Genomic DNA, 23,284 nt, shown 5'->3' on the forward strand with positions numbered 1-23,284 from the left:
TGAAGTCGTCAGTAGCACAATTATAAGCCAAGCTGTGTTCAATGATACACTAACTATTAAACGAATCAGCAAACAATACATAAAACGATAAGAGCTATCCTTATGAGTATTTCAGACAATAAAATTACCGTGCCTAAGCCCGTGCAAGGAACGCCAGACGCTACTGGCGAGCTTGATGATTTGTTAGCGTTGATGGCACGACTAAGGACAGACTGTCCGTGGGACAAAAAGCAAACCAACCATAGCCTTATTCCGTATGCCATCGAAGAGGCTTACGAGCTAGGCGAAGCGGTACAAAGCGACGATGATGAAGACATCAAAGGTGAGCTTGGCGATGTGCTGCTGCAAGTGGTGTTTCATTGTCAGATGTATGCGGAGCAAGGGCGCTTTGATATGAGCGATGTTATCAGTACTTTGCAAGAGAAGCTGGTTCGCCGTCATCCACATGTGTTTGAAGCCGAAACGCTCAAAGACGATGCGGCAGTAAAAGTACGCTGGGACGAAATCAAGCTCGAGGAACAGCAGGCACGCGAAGCACGTGGTAAATCGAAACGACGCTTAGACCAAGTCAAAGCGGGTAGCGCATTGATGCAGGCGCAAGATGTACAAAAGCAAGCGTCAAAGTTGGGTTTTGATTGGGAAGGTATTGCAGGTGCTGTAGATAAGCTAGACGAAGAGATTGCTGAGCTAAAACATGAGCTAACAGATAAGTCTACAATCGAGGTCAAAGCAAATATCAGAGAAGTCGAAAAGGAATTAGGCGACTGTATGTTTGCACTCGTGAACGTTGCACGCAAACTAAATTTGGATGCAGAAGCGGCTACCTTAACCTGCGTGCACAAGTTTAAATCTCGCTTTGGTTATATTGAGGAGCAGCTAGAACTCTCTGGCAAGCGTATTGAAGACAGCGATATAACAGAAATGGATGCACTGTGGGAAGCGGCGAAACGACATGAACGCTCATCGTAAATTTTCATTTACCAGCTTACTGACGACCACCGCTTTTAGTCTCCTATTATCTGTAGTCGCACTCAATAACGCCAATGCAGATCCTTGTTTTGACGACCCTCAGCGTGCCTATAAATATTTAATAGAAAAAGAACAAGCTATCACACAAGCGCGTAAGCAAAAAGTCATCAATATCAATCGAGCCAATGAAGGCGATCTGGTTTCGTTGGATGGTATCGGCAGCAGTAAAGCACAGGCGATAATTTTATATCGTGACATGTTTGGCGATTTTGAGACAGTGAATGAGTTGGCAAAGGTGAAAGGTATCGGTGCAAAAACAGTCGAGAAAAACCAAAGACGTTTAAGCGTGCGTGATTAATTATGGTGTTTTGCATTAATTAACCCCAATATTGACAAAATAGCATGTAAGTAAATGTCATAACACCCCCAGTAGGTCCAAAATTTGTTAAACTAGCGGGTACATCCGCCTGATAAACGCTGTGTTATTCAGGGGTAGTTAAAGAATACCGGCGAGGAGTAGATGCATGGCCGAGCGTGCCGCCAAGCAGTTAGAACTGAACAAATCTGAATTACCCAATTCCATTACTGAAGTGATTGCCACATTGACCCGTGCTGGGTTTGATGCGTATATCGTCGGTGGTGGGGTGCGCGATACTTTATTAGGTCTGCGCCCGAAAGACTTTGATGCTGTCACCGATGCCAAGCCGCATGAGATTAAAGATGTCTTTGGTAAGCGCTGCCGCATTATCGGTCGCCGCTTCCAGTTAGCGCATGTGTATTCAGGTCGCGAGTTGATTGAAGTTGCTACTTTCCGTGGTCCACCAACCAGTGATGCTAATACCAATCAAGACGGTATGATTCTGCGCGACAATGTTTGGGGCGATATTCAACAAGATTTCTCCCGTCGCGATTTCTCTATTAATGCGCTTTATTATCAACCGCTCAAAGGCATCGTCCATGATTTCTGCGGCGCGCTTGATGATATTGATAACAGAATCATTCGTCTATTGGGCAATGCGCCAGTACGTATCGAAGAAGATCCTGTGCGCTTGTTACGTGCCTTACGTTTCAAAGCCAAGTTGGGTTTTGAGTTTGATGAAGCGTTGTCTGCTCAATTTAATGATGGGAACTGGGCGCTGCTTGAGCAAATATCACCGCATCGTCTCTATGATGAAACGCAAAAGATGTTTACCGGTGGCTATCTAGTACCCCTATTGCCACTATTATTTGAGTCAGGTGCGATTGATAGTCTCATTATCTATCCCCCATCTGAGCCAAGCGCTTTAGTCAATCAGGTAGCTATCAATACCGATAAGCGTATTGCAGCGGGCAAGAGTATCAACCCTGCGTTCTTCTATGCTGCCTTACTGTGGGAAAATTACCTACATCAATTGGCAAAAGCCAAGAAACGTAATATGCCGTTTGCCGAAGCGCAAATGCATGCTGCTGGTAAAGTCATCGACCGTCAGCGTATCAAAACCGCTATTCCGAAATTTGCTGAGCAATTTATCCGTGATATTTGGATATTGCAGCCAAAACTTGCAGCTCCGCGCAGCAAACAAATCGTCCAGCTATCTGAGCATCCGCGCTTCCGTGCGGGCTTTGACTTTTTGTTGTTGCGTGAGCAATGTGGTGATGCAGAGCATCCGCTATCAGAGTCAACCAACGATATGGGTGACTGGTGGCAGACGTATCAAACCTTGTCTGAACAAGAGCAGCAGCAGGCGATTGATGAATTTGATGAAAATATTCGCCGAGGCGCTTATAAAAAAGGGCAACGTGGTCGCGGACGTAATCGTCAAGAATCAAAAACACAGACTACTGATAACGCAGCACCTAATCAGAACAGTACAAAGCAAAACAAAGCCGATGACCGTGCTGAAAAAGGTAGAAATGATCAAACAATGGTAAATGATTCGTCAAATATTCCAGCCCGTCGTCGCCGTGCTGCAAGCCAAACTAAAGCTGGCCGCACTGACAGCGGAAGACACAACGTGCAGCAAGTAGAGCAAGACAATAACGAGCTTGCTCAGCTACAGCTGTTGTCTCTTGCTAATAATAAACAATCGGCAAGTCAGCAGGTGAAGCCTAAGCCATTATTTGTTATCGAGCACGAAAACGTTGTGCCACCATTGCAGAAGCAGCTGTCAGCTGATGATACGTCGAAGCGCAGCAAAGCACCTGTACGAAAGCAAGCATCAATCAATCAAGATGCATCAAAGCAAGGGGTTAAAGCCGAGCGCGTAAATAGTAGCACTCAGCCGTCTAATACCAGCCAGCCAGAAGCTCAAGCGTCAGCTAGACCAACTCGCTCGATCGCAAGATCACCTGCGTTAGTCAGTATGAATAACGAGCCGATTCCGCATAAGCGTCGCCGTCGTCAACCTACTGTAGATAGTGCGAGCAACATCGAAGTACAAGGCAATAGCGATGCGAAGGGCGGTAATGGTAAAGCACAGCCAGCAGCGAAGTATGCGAAAAAAGCGCCTAAACCTGCAGTTGAAGCGTCTGATAAAAGCGATACTAAAAGTGTAAAGGAAGTAGGTAGCAAGGCAGTAGATAGTAAAGACGCGACAAAAACCGCTGCACCTGCGAGAGCCAAGAAATCGGTGAAAGCAACTACTGCAAAGGCTGCTAAAGCGAAGCAAGATACGAATGATCAGATACCTGCTGTGAAAATAACTGATAACAAAGGCCCTGTACCATCGAAGCGCCGCCGCCGTCAGCCTAGTACTGAAAGCGTATAATATGGATAACAGTATAGATAATAGTAACTGGGTTACCTGTTATGTGGGCTTGGGTAGCAACCTCGCTAATGAGCTGGGTTCGCCTGCCGATCATTTGCAGCAAGCGCTTGCAGTAATGCGAGCATATGAGCAAGTACGCGAAGTAAGTGTATCTTCTTTTTACGCTTCAGCACCGATGGGGCCACAAGACCAGCCAGATTTTGTTAATGCAGTGGCTGGTTTTGAGACGACACTTACCCCTTATGAGCTGCTTGCTTTTTGTCAGCAGTTAGAGAGCATGGCCAAGCGAGCACGTTTACGCCGTTGGGGCGAACGTAGTCTGGACGTTGATATTTTGCTATACGGTGAGATACAGATTACTGATCCAACACTGACAATACCGCATGCTGGTTTAAGTGAGCGCAATTTTGTCTTAATACCACTGCGAGAATTGGCGCCAAACTTAACCATCGCCGGTAAGTCGATAGGTGACTATTCCCAAAGTCGCGATTGGACAGGTTTAACATTACTATCAAGCGATTGATTATAAGTAATTGATGCTAAGTGATAGACGTTAAATGTTTGAAAGATTCGTCTAACGTATTTCAAGCATAGCTCTGATAGTAAAAATATTGATAATCAAAGGCATTGCAGATTAATTGAGGGTCATATGACAACATTATCTACTCTAAATAAATTTAAGAAAGAAGGTACCAAGTTCACTTGCTTGACCTGTTATGACTCGATGTTTGCACGAATGATGGAAAAAGCCGAAATTGATACGATTTTAATTGGGGATAGCTTGGGCATGGTTGTACAAGGTCATGACTCAACACTACCTGTGACAGTTAATGATATGGCTTATCACACTGCTAATATTGCCCGTAGTAACAAACACGCGTTGATATTGGCTGATCTGCCGTTTATGAGTTATGTGACATTGCCGGAAGCCGTCACTAATAGTCGCACGCTAATGCAAGCAGGAGCGCATGTGATAAAAATCGAAGGCGGCAGTGAGCTTTGTGAATTGGTAACGACCTTGGCACAAGCAGGTACACCAACTTGTGTACATCTTGGTTTGACTCCGCAGTCTGTCAACGTGTTTGGTGGTTATAAAATTCAAGGTCGCGGTGATGAGGCGGCTGATAAACTACTTTCAGATGCTAAGGCAGTCGTTGACGCTGGCGCTGCACTGCTAGTATTAGAATGTGTTCCAGCCGCGCTTGCAAAAGCCGTTACTGAAGCTGTTGCCGTGCCAGTTATTGGTATTGGTGCTGGAGCCGATACTGATGGTCAGGTATTGGTTATGCATGACATGCTAGGTATGGCGCATGGCCGAGTTCCACGTTTTATTCATGACTTTTTAACCGATGAGCGTAATAGCGCACACAGTATCGAAGGTGCTTTTGCGCTCTATCAGCAGTCAGTACGCGAAGGTAGCTTCCCGACTGAGCAGCACCAATTTAGCTGATTTTGAAGTTATTAAAGTTATTGAATAACAGAACGTCTGAATAGAAGAAAAGTAATCATGTCTCCAATTATTCATCATGATATCTCGTCACTACGTGAAGCGCTGCAGCCTTATCGTGGTCAACAAAGTGACAAACAAGACTGTCAGCAGCGCATTGCGTTAGTACCAACGATGGGTAATCTGCATAACGGTCATCTTGAGCTGGTAAAAATTGCCAAACAGCATGCAGATATAGTGGTGGTCAGTATCTTCGTTAACCCTACTCAGTTTGGCGTTGGGGAAGATTTTGACAGCTATCCGCGTACATTAGATGCAGACGTAGCTAAGCTTGCGACAGTGGATGCAGATTATGTGTTTGCACCTAGCATTGATGCAATGTACCCAGTATTACCACCACCTACTGCTGTGTTGGCAGGGGCTATTGCCAATCAGTTATGTGGTCAATCACGTCCTGGACACTTTGATGGTGTTGGTATTGTTGTCGCTAAATTATTCAATATCGTACAACCAGATGTGGCAGTATTTGGACAAAAAGACTATCAGCAGCTTGCTATCATTAAGCAGTTGGTACGTGACTTGAGTTATCCTATTAATATCATCGGCGCGCCTATTGTTCGTGCTGATGATGGCTTAGCGCTATCATCGCGCAATCAATACTTAAGTGCAAATGAGCGACAAGTAGCTCCTGTATTACATCAAGCATTGCAAGAATTAGCGCAGCGTTTGAAAAGTACGGCTCTTAGTCAGCAAGCATTTGATAAGCTATTAGTAGATACGCGGACACGTATTAGTGACGCAGGTTTTATTATTGATTATCTGGAAATAAAGACTGAGGAGTTAGGTTCTGTCGTAAGTGACTCTAAAGCCTTTAATATAGAGAACAAAAACATCGTTATTTTAGTTGCAGCGTGGCTAGGAAAAGCGCGTTTGTTGGACAATCAGTTGGTAGTGGTAAATTAGCTTTTATGACATAGCAGTAGACTAGATACAATAGACTTGGATGAGTAGATCATGGGTGTAAGTCAGGATCAAAATAGTAATGCAGCAGCAACGATAGCGGATCAGACGTCTACGAATAAGCTCAGTATATTGGTGGTCTCAGGGCGTTCGGGATCTGGTAAAACCTCAGTATTGAATATCTTAGAAGATCTAGGCTATTACTCTATTGATAATTTGCCGCTGTCTTTATTACCTAATGCTGCTCATAAACTGGTTAATGAAAGCGGCATTCATCGTATTGCGCTTGGTGTCGATATTCGAACGCCACGTGCGGATTTATCTAACTTTGCAGTGACATATGCTTCTCTCAAGGAAACTTATGGGTCGCATGCGGTACAAATTTTATATGTGACTGCACAAGAGAGTACGCTGATAGCCCGTTTTAATGCGACGCGACGCGTACATCCTCTAATGTCACAAGATATTGATAGTGATAACGCTAAACATATTGCCTTTAATTTACCCGCTGCTATCAAAAAAGAAGTTGAGCTATTAGAGCCAATTGCTGGTCATGCTGATATTAGGATTGATACCAGTAGCCTAAATATTCATCAATTAAAAGACAGTTTGCGTGAACATATAGGTATGGACAATCAGATTGTCATCAATCTACTGTCTTTCGGTTTTAAATACGGTAGCCCTATCGATGCTGACTTTGTATTCGATGTTAGAATTTTACCGAATCCACATTGGAACCCTGAGTTACGTGACTCAACAGGACTAGATACTGAGGTAGGCGCATTCTTCTCAGATTATCCAGAAGTAGCAGAAATGATGGGTGATATCGATAAGTTTTTGACCCGTTGGCTACCAGAGTTTTTGCACAATAATCGTCATACGGTCACGGTTGCCATAGGCTGTACAGGCGGCAAACATCGCTCTGTTTTTATCACTGATCATCTACAACGCTGCCTTTCTGACGCCATGCCTAAAGGCGTGAAGGTATTGGCAAAACACCGCGAAAAAAGTCGCTGGTAGTGATATCAGACACTATTTAATTTATTAATTATTATTTTGGAAAGCTTTTATGATCGACTGGAAAGAACAGGATATGCGCGTTTCGCGCACAGAACTCAAAAAAGCCCATGAGCGCTTGCAGCAATTATCTATACCGCTTGCTAGCTTATCGAAAAAACAGCTAAAAGCCTTACCTGCCAGTGATTATTTTATGGCAGAGCTAATGGCATTGGCTGATATTACTAGCGCAAATGCTCGTAATCGTCAGACCAAACGTGTTGGCAAGCTTATGATTGAAGAGAATCGCCATGAGCTGATAAAAGCACTGTTTGATGCCTTTTTTCCTAAAGAGCAAGTCTCAAAAATAGAGAGCTGGTACGAGCGTTTAAATATCAATGATGAAGGTACACTTAAGCAGTTTGTGAAGCAATATAAAGCTTCTGAGCACCACAGTATGTATCAGTTACTATTGTGGATAGAGTATGCCAAACACATGCAAGATGATGAGTTGTTGGCAGAATCTAAAGCAGATTTGGCAAGCTATATACGTGAAGTGGCTATTTTATCGCAGCTGAAGAAATAACATCTATATACCAAGCTTGAAATCTATTAATTAGAATTTTACTAGTTGAAAGACTAGCAATTAAATAATGAGTAATTAAAAGACGTATAGCTAAAAGGTTAAGATGCAAAAAAGCCAATCAATATATGATTGGCTTTTTTGTGCACAACATACAGATATGCTGTACGTCATGTGAGTTATTCAAGTACTTATGGCTTGAATTATTTCTTTTCAGCGCGAGTTTTGTCAACTAAGTAGTCAACAACTTTAGCGACTTTAGCGTTTTCACCAGTTACTACATATTTGCCTTGTACCACGACAGATGGAACACCAGTGATTTGATAACGCTTGGCGCCTTCTTGAGAGCGACCGATTTTCGTACCAACAGCGAACGAGTTATATAGGCTGTTAAATTTCTTTTCATCAACACCTTTTGATGCATACCATTTGCTTAGTGACGCTTGGTCAAACAGTTTTTTACCATCTTTATGGATAGCGTCAAATAATGCGTCATGAGTTTTGCTTTCAAAGCCTAAAAGCTGAGCCGCATAGAAACCGCGAGCATTGGCTTCCCAAACAGGGTTAAGTGCTGCTGGTGTCTTGAAGAATGCAACATCTTTGTCTTTGGTTTTTGCCCATTTTTCCATGTGCGGGTTAAGCGCATTACAATGTGGGCAGCCATACCAAAAGAATTCACGAACAATGATAGCATCACCGCTGATTTTCTCTGGGTTGTCTAGCACACGGTAATCTTTTCCAGCGACATAGTCTGCAGCTTGTGCGCCCATAGAGGCAAGTCCAATGGCCATGGCTAGACCAGTCAGTGTGATGACACGTTTCATACTTTATCCTTGAGGTGTGGAGACTTAGAATGGGTTAAGAGGTTGGTGTCTATATGGTTGTTAAACATGTGACACTTTAAAATATATAGCTTTTAAAGCGTCTAAACCAGACAGTGTCGAGTATAATCGAACAATAGCAAAGTATCGACTATGATAACGTAAAATGTATGTACTTGTGAATCGCATTCTTAACCGATAGTTGTAAAGCTGTTAGCTATTATTTAAGGTATATTGCTTGTTACTTTCTGAACCTACTGTTTCTCAAACGTCTGCTTTATTTCTATATGGAATTTAAGAGATTTAAAAGTATCAGGATGCGATATTGTCACGAAGATATGTATCTTTTCTATATCAAGATACTGCCCAAAAAACAGGGTAAAGTTTGAGCCTATTCACAATCGGTGACGATGTGCTTACGACAAAACTGCTACTCTCATGCTAATATTAAGCACATAATCGTGCACTGTAAACGATAATAACGATAGTGACAATCAAGGAATATACCATGAGCTCTGCTTTAAATTCTTCATCAACTTCAAATGATCAAAATAATAATAGCGCTTTCAATAGTACAGAGTCTACCACCATCAACGTAGATCCTAGCGAAGTCGAAAAATTTAATAACTTGGCGAGTGAGTGGTGGAGCAACACAGGGGCGTTTGCAACGCTACACGAGATCAATCCATTACGTTTAAACTGGATAGAAGAAAACGTCAAACGTGGCTATCAACACGCTGCTAATAAAACCGCTGAGCAAGGACTTGCTGGCAAAAAAGTACTCGATGTAGGGTGCGGCGGCGGAATATTGTCAGAATCTATGGCACGCCGCGGTGCTGATGTGACAGGGATTGATTTAGGTACAGAGAACCTAAAAGCTGCTGCGTTACATGCAGAGCAAAGTCAGTTAGAGAGCACGCTTCGTTATCAGCATATACCTGTTGAAGTGTTGGCAAAAACACATGCTGGTCAGTTTGATGTGGTGACGTGCATGGAGATGCTAGAGCACGTGCCAGATCCTAGCTCGATTGTGCAAGCTTGTTATGAGTTGCTGGCTCCTGGCGGCGTCTGTGTACTATCAACGATTAATCGCAATCCTAAGTCTTATCTGTTTGCCATCGTTGGTGCAGAGTATGTGCTGCGATTGCTTGATCGCGGCACCCACGACTATGCCAAATTTATCACGCCAGCTGAATTAGACAAAATGGCCCTTAATACTGGATTTGTTCGTCAGGATATTATCGGTTTACATTATAATCCGCTGACCAAACGCTACTGGCTTGCCCAAAATGTCGATGTTAATTATATGATAGCCGTACAAAAGCCACTGGTTTAATGCTGCACGCAGCCATTTATTTGCCATACTTTCACTAAACATGTCATCAATCTCAAGAGCATCCACTATGACCCAATTTGTAAAAGCTGTTTTATTTGACCTTGATGGGACATTAATCGATACTGCTGCTGATTTTGTTCGTATCATTGGTAAAATGAGTCTCGAAAATAATTGGCAGGCACCGCCTGAAGCGGAAATCCGCGAGCAAGTCTCTGCGGGTGCCTCGGCCATGGTGCAATTGATGCTAAGACATAACGATCAACTCGAAGTCAGCGAGGAAGCGTTGCTTGAGTTTCGTCAGCAGTTCTTAGATGATTATGAAGCAGATATTTGTGTCGATAGCTGCGTGTTTCAGGCGCTTGAAGCGGTACTGACTGAGCTTGAAGCAAAGGGTGTGCCATGGGGTATCGTTACCAACAAGCCACGTTATTTGGCCGAAAAGCTATTAAGTGAGATGCAACTGGATCAACGCTGTGCGGTTTTGGTCTGTCCAGATGATGTATCACGTACCAAACCAGATCCAGAGCCAATGTATATGGCGCTAGAAAAACTGGGTATTCCACGAGGGGCAGCGGGCTGCGTACTCTATGTTGGTGACCATGTACGTGATATTGAAGCTGGCAACGCCGCTGGCATGCCAACGATTTTGGCCGCTTATGGGTATATTCCACCTGAAGATCAAAAGTCTTTGAAAAAATGGGGCGCCGACTATATTACGGATACGCCTGAGCAGTTAAATAAATTGCTGCTATCGTCTGGTAAGTTTGAGTATTTATAGACTGCTATATATCACCAGATTTACAAACATAAGCACATATCCTCAACGATTTAATGATAAGTAGTGAGCAATGCCATGAGTGACAATAATAATCAACCAGTCGATCCACAAGACAATAAACAAACTGTTCAGAGTCCTATTCAGCCTTTGACTCATGATGATATTCGTAGCTTTGTACCGTCAAGTAACTGCTTAGATGGCAAGACTATTTTGGTGACTGGTGCAGGGGATGGTATAGGCCGCGTTGCGGCATTGACCTATGCTCGTTATGGCGCCACTGTCTTATTGTTAGGACGCACTAGTAGCAAGCTTGAATATGTCTACGATGAGATTGAAAGCCTTGGCGGTAAGCAGCCTGCTATGTTGCCGATGAACTTAGAAGGGGCGACTTACGCTGAAATGCAGCAGCTCGAAGGGCTAATCAATAAAGAAGTCGGCCAGTTAGATGGTATCTTACATAATGCTGGTGTATTAGGACAATTGACGCCGCTTGAGATGTATGATGTCGATACTTTCGCCCAAGTGATGAAAGTCAATTTCACAGCGACTTTTATGCTGACTCAAGCGCTATTGCCGCTATTAAAAGATGCTGATCATGGCTCTGTTGTCTTTACCTCTAGCACTGTAGGTACACATCCTCGCGCATTTTGGGGTGCTTATGCACTCTCCAAACAAGCAGTAGAAGGTATGAGTGATATCTTTACTCAAGAGACGCAGAACACAACCAATCTACGTTTTAACTGCGTTAATCCAGGTGGTACTCGTACCAATATGCGCGCACATGCGTATCCAGGTGAAAATCCTATGAGCTTAAAAACACCTGAAGATATCATGGCAGGCTATGTCTGTCTGATGAGTGACGAAAGTATTGGCGTACGCGGTCAGGTCATTAAGCTACAACCTAAAGATTAGTAGCGAAATTTTAAGTTGAGTCGAAATAACGACGTCATTCTTTATTGATGGTTTTATACACTATCGCAGGTTGCAATTAACCATGGCTAGCCCCATCTATTTGTTATTAAAGACATTTGTATTGTTTAATTATAATGAATAAAAAAATAGGATAAGATTATGGCAGGTGGCTGGTCAAGAGATGGTGCTGAGCACGAACAAATGGATGCAACGGTAAATGATGCATTGGAACGCGCGCGACGTTCGTTACCGACAGGTGTAAGTGCTGAGCTGTGTGACGAATGTGGTAAGCCTATTCCAGAGGCAAGGCGACTGGCAGTGCCCGGTATTCAGCATTGTGTTAGCTGTCAGACGGAGCTCGAGCAAGAGGCAAAAGCGGCTGAGCTGTTTAATCGTCGTGGTAGTAAAGACAGTCAATTGCGTTAAAAAATAGTTAGGGCGTGTCCTCAATTCAATCGATAGTCATCTAAATGGGTTAAAAATGGCTAAATCTTGCCAAACGGCGTCAAATAGCTGAATAATATCTCGATATTATCTGCGCTATTTTCCTTGTTTGACTGCGATTTATCTCATTTTTATCATCATTTTTAAAATGAGGACACGCCCTAGTTGCGTTGAAAAAAGAAAGGGCGGACATTGCTAGATAAAATAGCAATGTTCGTTTTTTTATGTCTACTGCTATATGACCAGCGCCATCAGTTCGCGATCGCACTCTTCCCAATCTATTAATACTGATGACGCTTTGGCATCATTCTCAGCTTCTGATTTTTCTGTAGCTTTATCGACAGCATTTGTATCGACAGTATTGCCTAATTGCAAAATAATTTCCAATCGACTATCCGTCTGTGGGTCGATAGTTCTAGTAGTTAGACTACCAGGGTTAAAATTGATCTGCATCCAGCCATCAGAAGTATGCACCACGCCTTTGATACGTTGCCAGTTTGGCAAGGCTAATAACCAATTCTGTAAATCATCAGCGTTTAGTATGTAGTGTGCAGGTAGTCGCCATCCAGCCAATTGAAAATCTTGCTGCTCTTCATGGTAGCGATAGGGGAGATCACTATCAGCACTGGTCTGAGGATTGGCCTGAGCCTCGGTCTCATCGGTAGAAGCACTCGATGATGGCACAGTTGATAAAGAATTGGCTTGAGACTGTAAACCAATCATCGATTTTTTAGGATGAGCGATATTAACTTTTCGTTGATTCGAAATGATAGAGCTAGGCTGATTCATTTGGTCGTTTAACGTTTTAGAGTATGCATCTGCTACAAGACTATCTGAGGAATGAACGTCTGATGAATGGACCTCTGATGAGTCTGTTGCCTCAGATGCCGTTAGCCCTGATACTGACCAAATGATTTTTACTTGTGAATTTAGCTTGGTTATCCATTCTACTAAGACTTGTTTTTCGCTCGTATCTAATTGGACATAACGATTGATTATCAGCACATCAGCATCACGGACATGCGCTTGATAACCGTCATGATCACGATATTTAATCTGTTGCCACTGCTCGCCACTCAGTACGGTTATCACCGCATTCATCTTTAGGGCAGTTTGCCAATGCGGCGCACTAAGTTGTAGTATCAGCTCACGTGGATGTGCCAAACCTGTGGGCTCAATGAGTAATCGCTGTGGATGATGGTCACTGAGCAGGCGACTGATCGCAATTTGTAAGGGCAGCTGACTGGTGCAGCAAATACAGCCACCACTGACCTCACGAATGGCGATATTTTCTTGCTCAAGCTCGTTAGCTTGGGAGCTTGTTAGAAGTGCACCATCAATACCGATACGGCCAAACTCATTGATTAAGAGAGCCCAGCGCTCGTCATTCGGTTTTGTAGCCAGTAACTGATTAATTACGGTGGTTTTGCCCGCACCTAAAAACCCTGTCACTAACGTGCAGGGTATGTTTTGAAAAATAATTGGGTTTTTCACAAATAGGCTCATCATATTGGCGCGTGTTTGTGAGTAAACAAACACGGCCTATATTAAAAGGAATTAGATCAGTCAAAAGTTATTCACTCTTGATGGTTTCTACCTCGGCTTCATCAGGAACGAACACGTAGCCAACGCCCCATACGGTCTGAATATAACGCGCTTGTGAAGGGTTGTCTTCAATCAGACGACGCAGACGTGATACTTGGACGTCAATAGAACGCTCCATCGCACCCCATTCACGACCACGGGCAAGGTTCATCAACTTATCACGGGTCAATGGCTCACGTGGATGCTGTACGAGCGCTTTTAGTACTGAAAACTCACCTGTTGTCAAAGTGACTACGTTACCATCGCGTTTAAGTGTACGTGTTGATAAATCTAATGTCCATGGACCAAACTCGACCACTTCCATTTGATGACTTGGCGCACCTGGCAACTCACGGTTTTGACGACGTAGTACAGCTTTAATACGAGCCAATAGCTCTTTTGGGTTAAAAGGCTTAGGCAGATAATCATCTGCACCCGCTTCTAGACCTGCGATACGGTCAGCATCGCCACCTTTGGCAGTCAGCATAATGATAGGAATATCTGCATTGTCCTCGCGCAGACGCTTACAGATACTGATACCGTCTTCGCCTGGCAGCATCAAATCAAGCACGACCAAAGAGAAAAGCTCACGTTGCATGAGTTTGTCCATCTGACTGCCGTCATGAGCGGTACGAACGACAAAACCGTCGTCTTCTAGGAAGCGTTGCAACAAAGAGCGCAGACGAGCATCGTCATCGACGACTAAAATACGCTGAGTCAACGTGTCAGGGCTGTTGTTATCAGTCATACAGGCATCCTTTTATAAAAATTATTGTTATCAGAAACTACAAGTAAATAGCTATGAGCAAAAACACTGCCACTAATTATCATTATTTAATTATTGGTTACGAATAAGCACTTCATAAAATTAAAAACTATTGTTCAATATGTCAGCACATATCAATATTTGTGTTATTGATACTTTAGTGTATAAGATTGCACCGAGAATTGCATCACCCATGATAATAAATGCTGTATGCGTTTGTTTAACAAGTCCATAGGATGTGTGTTATAGAACGATTTGCGTCCTAAAATGCGCAATAAATAACGAAAAGATAAAAAGGATTTTTATTCATGCAGCTTTTGCTATAATGCAAAGCTACATTTCTCAACGATTGATACGTATATGAGTAGCACTGATACCTTAACGTCATCTCAAACCTCGACAAATGCACAGGTTTTAGATGCAACCACACACGCGAATATTCACGACAAGCTTGCTCGCGCGCTTGGCATTAAGACTGCTCAAGTCAATGCGTTTGTCAAACTTTATGATGAAGGCGCGACGGTTCCTTTTATTGCGCGTTATCGCAAAGAAAAGACTCAGAATCTTGATGATGCGCAGCTGCGTGCTTTAGAGAAGTCGCTTAATTACGAGCGTGACATGGCAACACGTCGCCTCAAAATTACTGAGCTGCTAAGCACACAGGGCAATCTGACCGATGAGCTACAGACGCGTATCGATAATGCGACGTCTAAGCTTGAGCTTGAAGATATCTATCTGCCATATCGTCCGCGTCGTCGTTCACCTGCTGCCAAAGCTCGTGCCGCTGGTCTTGATACTGCTGCCCAAGCGGTCTTGACCCAAGAAATCACTCCGACGGATGCCTTGGCTGATTATCAAGTCCAGTCAAGTATCACTGATGACAGTGGTAATGAAATTGAGGTTGATTTTAGCGATATCGAAAAACAACTCGCTGGCGTACAAGCGATTATCGTTGATGAATGGACACAAGCATTGGGCTTGTTGGACAACTTACGCAGTGGTTTTGCCAAAACTGCCAGTATCGTATCGAGCGTTGCGAGCGAAGAAAAGCGCGAAGTTGGCGAAAAATTCAAAGACTACTTTGAGCATAGCGAAAGCCTTGCTCGCCTGCCAAATCATCGCCTATTAGCAATGTTGCGCGGTCGTCAAGAAAATGTCTTGGGTCTAAAAATTGAAGGCGAAGACGCACCATTTATTGAAAAAATCATCAGTCATTTCGATGTCGATGCCAAAGCGCCAGCAGCCCGCCGTGAGTTTTTATCAGAGGCAGCCAGTAGCTTGTGGAAAGACAAATGGCGTCCGCATATCGAGCACCGCTTGTTGACTGAAAAGCGCCTAGCCGCAGAAGCGGATGCGATTGATGTGTTCGCTAGCAACTTACAGCATTTGCTAATGTCTGCACCTGCAGGCCCTAAAGTAATCTTGGGTATCGATCCTGGTATCCGTCATGGCGTAAAAATGGCCATCGTCGATGCGCAGGGTCATGTCATGTCAGATAACGAAGAGAAACCTGTCATCGCGACAGTGTATCCGTTCGCACCTGATAATAAGATGGATGAAGCCAAAAAAGTCATCGATGAGCTATTAAGCACTTATAACGTTGATTTGGTCGCTATCGGTAATGGTACGGCAAGTCGCGAAACAGATGCGATGATCAAAGAGATTTTGGCTGCGAACGATGCATTAAAAGCCAAAGCTGTTATCGTTAATGAGTCGGGTGCGTCTGTTTATTCAGCGAGTGAACTTGCTAGTGATGAGCTGGCCAATCTAGACGTTTCTGTACGCGGAGCGGTTTCTATTGCTCGTCGCTTGCAGGATCCATTGTCAGAACTTGTTAAAGTTGATCCAAAAGCCATTGGTGTGGGTCAATATCAGCATGACGTCAATCAAAACCAGCTTGCAGACAGTCTGGATAAAGTAACTCAAGATAGCGTGAATGCCGTGGGTGTGGATGTGAATACAGCCAGTCCAGCTATCTTGGCTCACATCGCAGGTCTTAACCGCAATGTAGCGCAGCAAATCGTCACCTATCGCAAAGAGCACGGTGCATTTGATAGTCGTGAAGCGCTTAAAAATGTCCCACGTCTAGGCGCTAAGACATTTGAGCAAGCAGCTGGTTTCTTGCGTATTCATAATGGTAGCAATCCATTAGATGCCACTGGTGTGCATCCAGAGAGCTATGCATTGGTCGATAGCTTACTTGCACAAGCGGGCAAGCCGTTGTCAGAAGTCATCGGTAATGATGGCGTGTTAAATACGATTGATACGATTACATTGGCTGCTAATGACGATAATATCAGCGTAAAAGCGATTATCGAAGAGCTAGCTAAACCTGCTCGCGATCCTCGTCCTGAGTTTAAAACAGCTAATTTCCGTGATGACGTCAATAGCATCAAAGATTTGAGCGAAGGCATGACGTTAGAAGGGGTAGTCACTAACGTAACGGCCTTTGGTTGTTTCGTTGATGTTGGTGTACATCAGGATGGTTTGGTACATATCTCGCAGATGGCCAATGACTTTGTCGCAGATCCTATGAACCGTGTCAAACCTGGTGATATCGTTTCGGTTCGTGTTATCTCTATCGATGAAAAACGTGGTCGTATCGGCTTTAGCATGAAACCTGAATCTGAAAAACCTGTCCGTGCGGCTGCTAAGTCTACGACAGCTAGTATAGATGGTGAGAAAACCAGTCGTCCACGCAACAATACCAATAGTAATCGTCCAGCTGCTGACAAACGTCCGTCTAAGCCACGTGGCAAGCGTCAGGATAAAGACAACGCGAGCAATCGTAGTAAGCCAGTGAAAAATGATAAAGCTGAAGCCCCAAGTAAAATGGGTACACTCGGCGCTTTATTACAAGAAGCTGGTGTGACTAAAGCTAAGAAATAAATACTGCTAAAAATAGCTAAAATTTATAGTTGGGTATAACAAAAAAGGCAGCCATATGGCTGCCTTTTTACATAAGTAATACGCTTACAAACTAATCAAACCAACTACCTATCTGCTTAGCGTGATACAGCGATACGACGGTTTTCTTTAAACTGTACGTTTGCTGGCTGAGTAGCTAATAACTCACCACGCTTGTCTTTTTTCTTTTCTTGCAACGTACTAGCAGCATCTGCAACTTTGTTTTCAGTAGCCGCTTCACCTGCGATTAAAGGCTGATAGTCTGCATTGCTATGTTGCATGTTAGGCGCTTGAGCGTTCTGTACAGGAGCCTGAGCCGTTGTAGCATTAGTCATTGCTGCCGCATTGGCTGTTGCTTGAGCGTTGTTCATCAAAGCTGCGTTATCATCGCTTGCTGCATCATCCATATCGTCAGCTTCGTCATTCATTTCATCTGCTTCATTACCCATGTCCATATCGACATCAGCAGTGTTTGACTCTTCGACATCGACAGCGCCAGGTTGGGTCGCTAGCAACTCACCATCAGGACCTTCTATTTCGGCCTGTACAGTGCTCTCGACAGGAGCATTACGCATATCTGCTGGCATTAGATCGCTACTGTTAACGGGTGCTGCCATTGCCATAGTTGGTAATACAAGGGTAGCGCCGACGATTAGTGATAAAACATTCTTTTTCATTATAAAACTCCATGATACATAATTAGCAATAGTTAAAAACGATAACCCATATTCAACGATGAGCTGTTTTTATTTAAAGGTGTCTGTAAATACTGTATGCAAATTATCAACGATGTAGTTTATATTTCAGTAGCAAACTCATTAAGGTTCTAACAGTTTAATGTTTTCTTGTGACGTTATGAAACTGTCATGCTTAAAGTCTAGCTGGTATTTTAACTTCTAAATTTTTCAAAAACTCATTAGTAGCAAAGGTTGATTGTGTTATTAAAGCTGTTAATAAATGAGTCTGTTGACTATAAATATCTACCAATGTCTCTAGTATTCAACATATGAGTATTTGATTGCTTATAGTCGCTGTTCTATCTTAGCTAATTGTTATTAATAGTTTTTTGAGTGCTATCTATCAGTGCTATAGAGACTTCTTTTAAAAGTTTTTATTTATAATTCAAAACCAGTGTTTAGATAATTATCAGATTTTAGTACATAAGTTCTTTGATGATATACATTCAACTAAACTAATGTTTACATATAATTTTTCTACAATATTTATAAAACGATAGTAGCAATATTGGATTAATGGTTAGTATCATAAAGTATTAAATAATTGGGAAACAGAAACATTGTTCACCAAAAAAATACGTTGTTCTCAATTTAATCCTAGCTGAAATTTTAAAGTAGGTAATAAAAAACCGTATCTCGAAACCAAGATACGGTCATAAAAACATTGAGCCTTTGTTATCATTCAATAGATTAACTATCAATCACTTCAAAGCTAAGACCAGAATGTGCTTCTAAGCGAGTTATTAGCTTATCTCCCATCGCAGATGCTGGTGTCCAGAACCCACCGCCAACGTCTTCTTTGCTGATATCTTGTGCCAAGCATAATGCTGCCTGCGAAATCATGCGAGAGGTACTACCGTAACCAGGATCTCTATCACCTGTTACTTTAACGGTAATAGTGTCATTTTTGGCCGTTTGTCCAAAGTGACGAATATCAAAGTAGCCGTTTTCTTGCTCGTCTTTGGAAGGGCCTGAGCCAGCTTTTGGTAAGACGTGCTTGGATAGTAACTCGCGACTTGGTTTAATCATCATCGCAGTGGCAAAGCCTAATAAACCTGCGCTCATAGCATAGCTAGACAGTTTTCCTTTGACACCATCTTTCATCCACATTGCTTCGTCATACTTGAAATCGCGACCGTACTCATAGCTGAGTAATTGGTTAGTGCGATGGACGATACGCGTATTGATGGTGGCCATGACGAACGGTGCTAACCAGCGCTTATGATTGCTGTCATATACTGGTTTGCTGACATTGTCCTGACGTACGTTTGGTACATCGGTATCATCGTTTAACAAGTAAGGATTAGCCACTTGTTTTCGACGTGATTTATCTTCGCCAGCTTCTTCAAATATTGATGCCATCGATGCGATAGTACCGCCTGAGATGCCACCTTTCGCTGCTTTGACACGCATATGGATGACATTACAGGTCTCGCCGAACTTCTCTTCTGCCTTAGCTTGGGTAAAGTACGCGCCCAAATCTGACGGGATAGAGTCAAAACCACAAGAGTTAACAATACGGGCACCACTTTGCTTGGCAGTATCTTGGTACTTGTCCATCATATCTTTGATAAAAATGGCCTCACCAGTAAGATCGACATAATCTGTACCGTTTTCAGCACAGGATTTAATCAGTGGCTCACCATATTTCAGATATGGGCCTACAGTAGAGATGAGGACTTGAGTTTGCTTTGTCATCTTATCAAGGCTGGCAGCATCATTACTATTGGCGATAATAATGTCTACCTTACTCTCAAGTTTGGCCTGTAGCTTATTGAGCTTGTCTTCATCACGACCTGCGATCGCCCATGATACGTTCGAGCCATCTTCATTCTTATTATTTGATAAAAAATTGGTTAAATAGTGGGCAGTGATCTGACCGACGAAACTTGTCGCACCATATAGAACAACTGCATAAGGGCGTGTGTCGCCGCCGGTTTTTTGTGTAGGGTTTTCAGTATCCGTATTGGTATCCATATGTATTGTCCTTAATAGATTTGAGAAGAGGTGGATAGTAAACTATAAACCAAGTCGTTTGATTAGGTTAGGGGTTTGTGAGGTCGCTACAGTTTATAGTTTGCAACCAACTTTCCATAAATCATCGTATATAACGTGAGAAATTTAAAATAATTCTGCATACAGTTGGAAGAGTAGCGTTCAGTAAAAGAGTATTCAATAAAAGCACATAAAGCACATAAAGCACATTCAGGTAAAAAGCGCTTAGTTTGAGAACTCTCGGTTAAATAACGCTGTATTCAGAAATATAATTCTATTTCGAAAATATCATCTATTAAAGAAAAAGAGGTATGAGACATTAACAGTTACTACAAACTTTACATAACCTACCGATATTATTACTAAAATGAACGTTTTTTGGAGACGAACATTGCTAATCTATAAGCGTAAACAGTAATAACTAGCATTAGATAAAAACAAGTTAAATAGATGCTATATAAATTTTAATATCTGTTTTTTACCATTATTTGAGGAGAAGATTATGTTTCGTTGGGCTATTATTTTTGCAGTCATCGCATTATTAGCGAGTTTCCTAGGTTTCGGTGGTGTCGCAGGATTGTCTGCTAATTTGGCATACATTTTCTTAGCAGTCGCCGTTATTTTGTTTATCGTTGCCTTTGTCAGTCGTAAGATGTAAATACAGCTTATTATTATAAATACCTACTATAAAAAAGACCCTCAATTGAGGGTCTTTTTTTGTCTGCTTCAACTAGGGTAATAGGTATAGAACCAAGATAATCGGCATCTAGGCATACATTGTAGACTTGCCACTACAACCGTTTTGGCTGAATGATATGCTCCATGCGTTTGGCTAAACGAATATCTAGACTAGATATACCACCTGTATCGTGGTTGGTTAAACGAACTTCTACGATATTGTAGGTATTACGCCATTCAGGATGGTGCTCAAGCGCTTCAGCATGAAATGCCGCTTGATTCATAAAGCTCATAGCTTCGATAAAATCGCTGAAATGATATGTCTTGACGAGGCTATTGCCATCACGCTGCCAGCCAGCCAGCTCTTCTAGCTGTAGATTGATTTGTTTGTCAGATAAACTACTCATATTAATAACCTTTATTGTTATGTCGAATTGGTTTATTAAAAGTGGTGTTGGGGTATGTCTCCTATGCGAAATAAATATCTACATATTTTTCTGCTTCGCCCGATGTCACTTAACTGAGCCTCGTTAACGAATTAGTTGAATCTAGTTACTTAGCCAGTTAAATCAAATCTTGATACTCAGGATGTTTGCTAATGTATGATGCGACAAATGAGCATTGTGGTATCACTTTCTTGTCTTGCTCACGCGCATAATTCAATGCGTGCTTAACGAGTGCTGAACCAACGCCTTGACCGCCTAATTGCTGCGGTACGATAGTATGATCGTAGACCAACTTGTCAGCACTTTCCTGATAGCTAATATAACCTGTCTGACCATCGATAGAAGTCTCAAAACGTTTTGCTGCTTGATTATGAACAATTTCTAGATTTGGTTTAGAGGTTTGGTTACTCATTAATATACTCCATTTTTTATTAGTAATTAAATATTTTATTAATTTAATAGTGCCAGTTTAGTATGTGGGTTTGATGCTTAACAATCTAGACGCTTACCGTAATGGTTGATAGGACGACTGTTAACGTCATCTATGTATTCTGTCCTACCTTATCATGGCCGTATCTGGTTGCAAATCTGAATATGTCACCATGCATAAGATATGGCTTTACGAACGACTGGAGGTAAAAAGCGAGTGAGACCACCAGTGTTTTCTATCGCTAATTTGTTTTCTAAATTGGCCGCTGACCTATCATCTTTATGAGTAGTACTATCTGCATTTTCCACTGACTGTACATGGGCTTGCCATTCTTTTTCACTAGGTTTGCTAAAGTGATAAATACGTCCGAGTACTTGCTTGAGTTGCGTACCAAAGCGGCCAGTGTTATAGCTTAAACCATACTTACGGCATATGGCCTGTACCTGCGGCGCAATCTTTGCATAGTGGCCAGCTGGCATATCAGGAAATATATGATGCTCAATCTGATGAGATAAATTACCTGTCAAAAGATGGAACCATTTGCTGCCTTTGATATTGCTAGAGCCAAGGATTTGGCGTACATACCAGTCGCCTTTACTTTCATTGGCATCGAGATGGGTATAGATATGCGCTTGCTCAGTGAAATGCCCGCAAAAAATCACTGCCCACGTCCATAGATTGCGGACAGTGTTGGCAGTCATGTTACCGCTCAGCGTACTAAAGGCGCTACGACGACCTAGTGTCAGCGCTACCACAGACGGCAGTGCAATATAGTCTTTGCCTATTTGTCGTCCAATTTTGGCAAACAACGCGCGAGACTTCTGCTGCATGATTTTGTGCAGATCAGGGGAGTCAGCGTATTCATCTGCACTGATTTGGATGTCGTGAAAAGCTACCGCCCATTCAAAGCCAAATGCCAGTACCGCTGTACTAAACATATTGTAGCGATCTTCTGGTGTCCAAGGCTGCTCGTCAGTCACTCGAATCAAGTGATAGCCTACGTCATGATCACGACCAACAATATTGGTAAAAGTATGATGTAAATAATTATGAGAGTGTTGCCATAATGGAGCAGGGCAGACAATATCCCAGTCAAATTTTTGACTATTAAGGTGCGGGTGTTGCATCCAGTCATATTGACCATGCATGACATTATGACCCAGCTCCATATTGTTCAATATTTTGCTAAGGCTAAGTAAAGACGTTCCTAGTAGCCAAGTAGCGACTAGACTGCGTTTCGATGGCATACGCCCAGCCGCTGCAAGTAGACCACGGGCAATAACTTCACTATATACCACGGTGGCATATATCCGCTGTATGTAGCGTGCATCCTTACTGCCTAGCGAGTCCATAACGCTTTTATACAGGGCATTGAGCTCTACGGCTAAAGCATCACTTTGAAGCTTTGATAAAGGTGCGCCAGTCAACGTTGGGTAGCGAGTCCGTGTCGATGCGTCTGGCTGACCGCTATCATTGATTGCTTCATCATTAAGCTGCGAGTAAGGAGCTTGCGGCGTCAAAGGTGAAGGCGCGTTTTTTGCTAGCTGTGCATCGGAAAGTGGTGTCAAGATAGGCACAGCAGATTGTGGCATAGTAACGGGTGGTAGTAAGCGCATAAATAAATCCTTAACCGAAACGGCATGAATAAGCAGCACTGCATCCGGTTTGATAAGTTATCTGAGTTTTAGCCTATAAAGTAACGCTTGTCTTCTATTTCTCATAGGTTGTTTGGCATATGCTTTCTATTG

At 42.7% G+C, this 23,284-nt stretch carries 22 protein-coding genes; 14 read left to right on the top strand and 8 right to left on the bottom strand.

Features of this window, described 5'->3' with window-relative positions; all coding sequences use genetic code 11:
• Positions 1–102 precede the first annotated feature (102 nt).
• From mazG to yjgA, 8 genes are all read left to right on the top strand, one after another.
• Positions 103–969 (top strand): nucleoside triphosphate pyrophosphohydrolase, encoded by an 867-nt coding sequence (gene mazG / locus B2863_RS07990; RefSeq protein WP_296209076.1) that lies wholly within the window; start codon positions 103–105, stop codon positions 967–969.
• Positions 953–1,327 carry a ComEA family DNA-binding protein gene (locus tag B2863_RS07995; protein WP_296209078.1) on the top strand — a complete coding sequence of 125 codons (375 nt, stop codon included), beginning with the start codon at positions 953–955 and terminating at the stop codon, positions 1,325–1,327. The genes mazG and B2863_RS07995 overlap by 17 nt, the downstream gene beginning before the upstream one ends.
• 166 nt (positions 1,328–1,493) lie before the next feature.
• Positions 1,494–3,716 (top strand): polynucleotide adenylyltransferase PcnB, encoded by a 2,223-nt coding sequence (gene pcnB / locus B2863_RS08000; protein ID WP_296209081.1) that lies wholly within the window; start codon positions 1,494–1,496, stop codon positions 3,714–3,716.
• 1 nt (position 3,717) lies between these two features.
• The gene (gene folK / locus B2863_RS08005) at positions 3,718–4,239 is read left to right on the top strand and encodes a 2-amino-4-hydroxy-6-hydroxymethyldihydropteridine diphosphokinase (RefSeq protein ID WP_296209083.1); all 522 of its coding nucleotides are present in this window, start codon (positions 3,718–3,720) and stop codon (positions 4,237–4,239) included.
• A gap of 126 nt (positions 4,240–4,365) precedes the next feature.
• On the top strand, positions 4,366–5,166 hold the full coding sequence (panB, locus tag B2863_RS08010; RefSeq protein WP_296209086.1) for a 3-methyl-2-oxobutanoate hydroxymethyltransferase: 801 nt from the start codon (positions 4,366–4,368) through the stop codon (positions 5,164–5,166).
• 57 nt (positions 5,167–5,223) lie between these two features.
• Positions 5,224–6,126, top strand: a complete 903-nt coding sequence (gene panC, locus B2863_RS08015; protein WP_296209090.1) for a pantoate--beta-alanine ligase — start codon at positions 5,224–5,226, stop codon at positions 6,124–6,126.
• A gap of 51 nt (positions 6,127–6,177) precedes the next feature.
• Positions 6,178–7,143, top strand: coding sequence for an RNase adapter RapZ (rapZ, locus tag B2863_RS08020; RefSeq protein ID WP_296209091.1), 966 nt, complete (start codon positions 6,178–6,180; stop codon positions 7,141–7,143).
• 49 nt (positions 7,144–7,192) lie between these two features.
• Complete coding sequence (yjgA, locus tag B2863_RS08025) at positions 7,193–7,705, top strand: ribosome biogenesis factor YjgA (protein ID WP_057757930.1); 513 nt, start codon at positions 7,193–7,195, stop codon at positions 7,703–7,705.
• Positions 7,706–7,905: 200 nt separating this feature from the next.
• On the opposite strand, the gene B2863_RS08030 is transcribed toward yjgA, so the two are convergent.
• Positions 7,906–8,526: a thiol:disulfide interchange protein DsbA/DsbL gene (locus tag B2863_RS08030; RefSeq protein ID WP_057757933.1), complete on the bottom strand. Its 621-nt coding sequence runs from the start codon at positions 8,524–8,526 to the stop codon at positions 7,906–7,908.
• A 505-nt stretch (positions 8,527–9,031) separates the two neighbouring features.
• Here B2863_RS08030 and ubiG point away from each other — a divergent pair.
• The 4 genes from ubiG to B2863_RS08050 all read left to right on the top strand — a co-directional run bounded on the left by ubiG (position 9,032) and on the right by B2863_RS08050 (position 11,975).
• Positions 9,032–9,859: a bifunctional 2-polyprenyl-6-hydroxyphenol methylase/3-demethylubiquinol 3-O-methyltransferase UbiG gene (gene ubiG, locus B2863_RS08035; protein WP_296209093.1), complete on the top strand. Its 828-nt coding sequence runs from the start codon at positions 9,032–9,034 to the stop codon at positions 9,857–9,859.
• 67 nt (positions 9,860–9,926) lie between these two features.
• Positions 9,927–10,637, top strand: a complete 711-nt coding sequence (locus B2863_RS08040; RefSeq protein WP_296209095.1) for an HAD family hydrolase — start codon at positions 9,927–9,929, stop codon at positions 10,635–10,637.
• Between the two features lie 75 nt (positions 10,638–10,712).
• Entirely contained in the window at positions 10,713–11,549 is an 837-nt protein-coding gene (locus tag B2863_RS08045) for a YciK family oxidoreductase (RefSeq protein WP_296209097.1), read from the top strand.
• A 159-nt stretch (positions 11,550–11,708) separates the two neighbouring features.
• On the top strand, positions 11,709–11,975 hold the full coding sequence (locus tag B2863_RS08050; protein WP_101204603.1) for a DksA/TraR family C4-type zinc finger protein: 267 nt from the start codon (positions 11,709–11,711) through the stop codon (positions 11,973–11,975).
• A gap of 252 nt (positions 11,976–12,227) precedes the next feature.
• Here the strand turns inward: B2863_RS08050 and B2863_RS08055 are convergent, their stop codons facing one another.
• Both B2863_RS08055 and ompR read right to left on the bottom strand, forming a co-directional pair.
• A complete protein-coding gene (locus tag B2863_RS08055) occupies positions 12,228–13,487 on the bottom strand; it encodes a CobW family GTP-binding protein (RefSeq protein WP_296209099.1) in 1,260 nt (419 codons plus the stop codon).
• Between the two features lie 79 nt (positions 13,488–13,566).
• Positions 13,567–14,325, bottom strand: coding sequence for a two-component system response regulator OmpR (ompR, locus tag B2863_RS08060; RefSeq protein ID WP_057757943.1), 759 nt, complete (start codon positions 14,323–14,325; stop codon positions 13,567–13,569).
• Between the two features lie 378 nt (positions 14,326–14,703).
• On the opposite strand from ompR, the gene B2863_RS08065 reads away from it, so the two are divergent.
• Positions 14,704–17,232, top strand: coding sequence for a Tex family protein (locus B2863_RS08065; RefSeq protein ID WP_296209103.1), 2,529 nt, complete (start codon positions 14,704–14,706; stop codon positions 17,230–17,232).
• A 116-nt stretch (positions 17,233–17,348) separates the two neighbouring features.
• Here the strand turns inward: B2863_RS08065 and B2863_RS08070 are convergent, their stop codons facing one another.
• Positions 17,349–17,927, bottom strand: coding sequence for a hypothetical protein (locus B2863_RS08070; protein WP_296209106.1), 579 nt, complete (start codon positions 17,925–17,927; stop codon positions 17,349–17,351).
• Positions 17,928–18,677: 750 nt separating this feature from the next.
• A complete protein-coding gene (locus tag B2863_RS08075) occupies positions 18,678–19,964 on the bottom strand; it encodes a saccharopine dehydrogenase family protein (protein WP_296209109.1) in 1,287 nt (428 codons plus the stop codon).
• Between the two features lie 520 nt (positions 19,965–20,484).
• Between B2863_RS08075 and B2863_RS08080 the strand changes: the two genes are divergently transcribed.
• The gene (locus tag B2863_RS08080) at positions 20,485–20,640 is read left to right on the top strand and encodes a DUF1328 domain-containing protein (RefSeq protein ID WP_082624527.1); all 156 of its coding nucleotides are present in this window, start codon (positions 20,485–20,487) and stop codon (positions 20,638–20,640) included.
• Positions 20,641–20,773: 133 nt separating this feature from the next.
• On the opposite strand, the gene B2863_RS08085 is transcribed toward B2863_RS08080, so the two are convergent.
• The 3 genes from B2863_RS08085 to B2863_RS08095 all read right to left on the bottom strand — a co-directional run bounded on the left by B2863_RS08085 (position 20,774) and on the right by B2863_RS08095 (position 23,152).
• Positions 20,774–21,067: a 4a-hydroxytetrahydrobiopterin dehydratase gene (locus tag B2863_RS08085; RefSeq protein ID WP_296209112.1), complete on the bottom strand. Its 294-nt coding sequence runs from the start codon at positions 21,065–21,067 to the stop codon at positions 20,774–20,776.
• Positions 21,068–21,224: 157 nt separating this feature from the next.
• A complete protein-coding gene (locus B2863_RS08090) occupies positions 21,225–21,518 on the bottom strand; it encodes a GNAT family N-acetyltransferase (RefSeq protein WP_296209116.1) in 294 nt (97 codons plus the stop codon).
• 185 nt (positions 21,519–21,703) lie between these two features.
• Positions 21,704–23,152, bottom strand: a complete 1,449-nt coding sequence (locus tag B2863_RS08095; protein WP_296209119.1) for a fatty acid desaturase family protein — start codon at positions 23,150–23,152, stop codon at positions 21,704–21,706.
• Positions 23,153–23,284 lie beyond the last annotated feature (132 nt).

The organism is Psychrobacter sp. UBA3480 (assembly GCF_002377945.1).
In the GTDB taxonomy this organism is placed as follows: Bacteria; Pseudomonadota; Gammaproteobacteria; order Pseudomonadales; family Moraxellaceae; genus Psychrobacter.

What these genes read in the sequence shown, in the direction of transcription:
- mazG (WP_296209076.1), top strand. Translation starts at nt 103, where the DNA reads ATGAGTATTTCAGACAATAAAATTACCGTGCCTAAGCCCGTGCAAGGA.
- B2863_RS07995 (WP_296209078.1), top strand. Translation starts at nt 953, where the DNA reads ATGAACGCTCATCGTAAATTTTCATTTACCAGCTTACTGACGACCACC.
- pcnB (WP_296209081.1), top strand. Translation starts at nt 1,494, where the DNA reads ATGGCCGAGCGTGCCGCCAAGCAGTTAGAACTGAACAAATCTGAATTA.
- folK (WP_296209083.1), top strand. Translation starts at nt 3,718, where the DNA reads ATGGATAACAGTATAGATAATAGTAACTGGGTTACCTGTTATGTGGGC.
- panB (WP_296209086.1), top strand. Translation starts at nt 4,366, where the DNA reads ATGACAACATTATCTACTCTAAATAAATTTAAGAAAGAAGGTACCAAG.
- panC (WP_296209090.1), top strand. Translation starts at nt 5,224, where the DNA reads ATGTCTCCAATTATTCATCATGATATCTCGTCACTACGTGAAGCGCTG.
- rapZ (WP_296209091.1), top strand. Translation starts at nt 6,178, where the DNA reads ATGGGTGTAAGTCAGGATCAAAATAGTAATGCAGCAGCAACGATAGCG.
- yjgA (WP_057757930.1), top strand. Translation starts at nt 7,193, where the DNA reads ATGATCGACTGGAAAGAACAGGATATGCGCGTTTCGCGCACAGAACTC.
- B2863_RS08030 (WP_057757933.1), bottom strand. Translation starts at nt 8,526, where the DNA reads ATGAAACGTGTCATCACACTGACTGGTCTAGCCATGGCCATTGGACTT.
- ubiG (WP_296209093.1), top strand. Translation starts at nt 9,032, where the DNA reads ATGAGCTCTGCTTTAAATTCTTCATCAACTTCAAATGATCAAAATAAT.
- B2863_RS08040 (WP_296209095.1), top strand. Translation starts at nt 9,927, where the DNA reads ATGACCCAATTTGTAAAAGCTGTTTTATTTGACCTTGATGGGACATTA.
- B2863_RS08045 (WP_296209097.1), top strand. Translation starts at nt 10,713, where the DNA reads ATGAGTGACAATAATAATCAACCAGTCGATCCACAAGACAATAAACAA.
- B2863_RS08050 (WP_101204603.1), top strand. Translation starts at nt 11,709, where the DNA reads ATGGCAGGTGGCTGGTCAAGAGATGGTGCTGAGCACGAACAAATGGAT.
- ompR (WP_057757943.1), bottom strand. Translation starts at nt 14,325, where the DNA reads ATGACTGATAACAACAGCCCTGACACGTTGACTCAGCGTATTTTAGTC.
- B2863_RS08065 (WP_296209103.1), top strand. Translation starts at nt 14,704, where the DNA reads ATGAGTAGCACTGATACCTTAACGTCATCTCAAACCTCGACAAATGCA.
- B2863_RS08070 (WP_296209106.1), bottom strand. Translation starts at nt 17,927, where the DNA reads ATGAAAAAGAATGTTTTATCACTAATCGTCGGCGCTACCCTTGTATTA.
- B2863_RS08075 (WP_296209109.1), bottom strand. Translation starts at nt 19,964, where the DNA reads ATGGATACCAATACGGATACTGAAAACCCTACACAAAAAACCGGCGGC.
- B2863_RS08080 (WP_082624527.1), top strand. Translation starts at nt 20,485, where the DNA reads ATGTTTCGTTGGGCTATTATTTTTGCAGTCATCGCATTATTAGCGAGT.
- B2863_RS08085 (WP_296209112.1), bottom strand. Translation starts at nt 21,067, where the DNA reads ATGAGTAGTTTATCTGACAAACAAATCAATCTACAGCTAGAAGAGCTG.
- B2863_RS08090 (WP_296209116.1), bottom strand. Translation starts at nt 21,518, where the DNA reads ATGAGTAACCAAACCTCTAAACCAAATCTAGAAATTGTTCATAATCAA.
- B2863_RS08095 (WP_296209119.1), bottom strand. Translation starts at nt 23,152, where the DNA reads ATGCGCTTACTACCACCCGTTACTATGCCACAATCTGCTGTGCCTATC.